At 66.9% G+C, this 1,752-nt stretch carries 2 protein-coding genes; one reads left to right on the forward strand and one right to left on the reverse strand.

Going from position 1 to position 1,752, the window contains the following annotated elements; genetic code table 11:
- The first annotated feature begins 114 nt into the window (after nucleotides 1-114).
- Complete coding sequence (locus ABTY15_RS39600; protein WP_350607631.1) at nucleotides 115-519, forward strand: hypothetical protein; 405 nt, start codon at nucleotides 115-117, stop codon at nucleotides 517-519.
- A 21-nt stretch (nucleotides 520-540) separates the two neighbouring features.
- Here the strand turns inward: ABTY15_RS39600 and ABTY15_RS39605 are convergent, their stop codons facing one another.
- Nucleotides 541-1,662, reverse strand: a complete 1,122-nt coding sequence (locus ABTY15_RS39605) for an IS630 family transposase (protein ID WP_350607635.1) — start codon at nucleotides 1,660-1,662, stop codon at nucleotides 541-543.
- Nucleotides 1,663-1,752 lie beyond the last annotated feature (90 nt).

The following is a 1,752-nucleotide window of genomic DNA, read 5'->3' on the forward strand; positions in this document are numbered from 1 at the left end:
CGACCTAGTGCTCTGACCGCATACGTTCGCCGGGTTGGGGGCGTGGCGGCTTGATGCAACAGGGGGAAGCCGCCTCTGTAGGATCACGGGCCCAGGGTGCAAAGGTCGGAGTGTGTGACGATGGAAATGCCGCAGATACGCCTCGGTGGCGATGGTTCGTGGCTGGAGCTGGTTCAGACCGGTGAGGACAGCTGGCGGGTTACTGCCGACTGGTGCTCATCACTGTCAGCCGACTTCACCGCTTACCTCACCGGGGAGGAGGTTGCGGACTTCGCCGCACGGATGCTCTCCCATTTGCGCGCCCCGTCGGGCTCTCGATTCTCGGCGGCGGTGACTCCCGGCCGCAACAACCCGCTGAGGCTGAGCGCCGAACCCGTGGAAGACAGGTTCGCCTTCTTCGTGTATCTGACTCCCAACGGTGACGACGACGTGTGTCACTTGCAGATGGAGATCAATCCCATCGACGCCACCGAACTCCGTGACATGTTCGATGCGTTGCTCGCATCATTGGCGCTCTGACCGCACGGACTTCCTGTCAGGTCAGGCCGCGGTTCGGAGCGGCCGGCCTCCCCAACGGATGCCCTTCTCGCTTCGGATCCTGGCGCGCTCACGGCGCTGGGCGGCCAGGACGTCGGGGTGGCGGGCGTTGGCGTTGCGCCACCGCAGGTGGGCGTGCAGCGCGCGGGTCTGGACCGTGTGGTTCGGGTGGTTCGAGTTCGCCAGGGTGAACTGCCTCAGCGGTCCGAAGTGCGCCTCGATCGGATTGGCCCAGGACGCGTTGGTCGGGGTGAAGCACAGGTGGACGTTGTTGTTCTTGGCCCAGCGGCGGATCTTCTTGCCGTTGTGGGCGGAGAGGTTGTCCAGGATCACGTAGACCGGGGCGCCGTCCGGACGGGCGGCCCGGATCGACCTGAGCGCGGCCAGGGTGTTCGTGGTGCCCTTTCGGCGGTGGTTGACGCCCCACAGGGTGTCGTCGCCGATCGAGTAGCAGCCGTGGAAGTACGTGACGCCGTGGGTCCGCTTGTAGGTCGCCGGGAGTCGGTCGGGGTGGCCCTGTTCGGCCCAGCAGGAGCCGGCGGTGGGGCGGATGCCGAGCGGCCCGAACTCGTCGAACGCGAACGTCCGGTCCGGGAAGCGGTCCAGGACGTGCTCGATCAGGTCAAGCTTGGCGTCGTACTCGGGATCGGTGGACTCCTTCCACGTCTTGGTGCGCTGGAAGGTGACGCCGCGTCGGGCGAGCAGGCAGCGCAGGGCCTCCCGGCCGATCCGGATCACCCGGCCATGGACCCGACGCAGGTAGGCGAGCAGTTTGCGGATGGACCAGCGGGTGAAGGGTTGCCCGAGCTTGGCAGGTCGGGTGGTGGCCGTCTGGACGACGAAATCCTCGTCGTCAGGACTGAGCAGGCGGGGACGGCCTCCCGCCCACCGAGGGTCCAGGCAGGCCAGGCCGATCTCGTTGAACCGGTGGATGACATCCCGCACTGTGTCCTCGTCCGCCTGGACCAGCTGGGCGATCACCGGGACCCGGTTCCCGCCGGCGGAGGCCAGCAGCATCATCGCCCGCCGGTAGCGCACCGTGTTGGTACTGCCCCGACGCACGATCCGTTGTAACTGCTGGCCCTCCTGATCGGTCAATCTCCGAACCCTGACCGGCTCCGCCACCACGCCCCCAACCCGTTGGATGTCCGCCACATCCAACCTGTTCCGGCCTGCCATCACCAACCCGGCGAACGTATGCGGTCAGAGCACTAG

It is taken from the genome of Kitasatospora sp. NPDC097643 (assembly GCF_040302625.1).
Taxonomy (GTDB): Bacteria; Actinomycetota; Actinomycetes; order Streptomycetales; family Streptomycetaceae; genus Kitasatospora.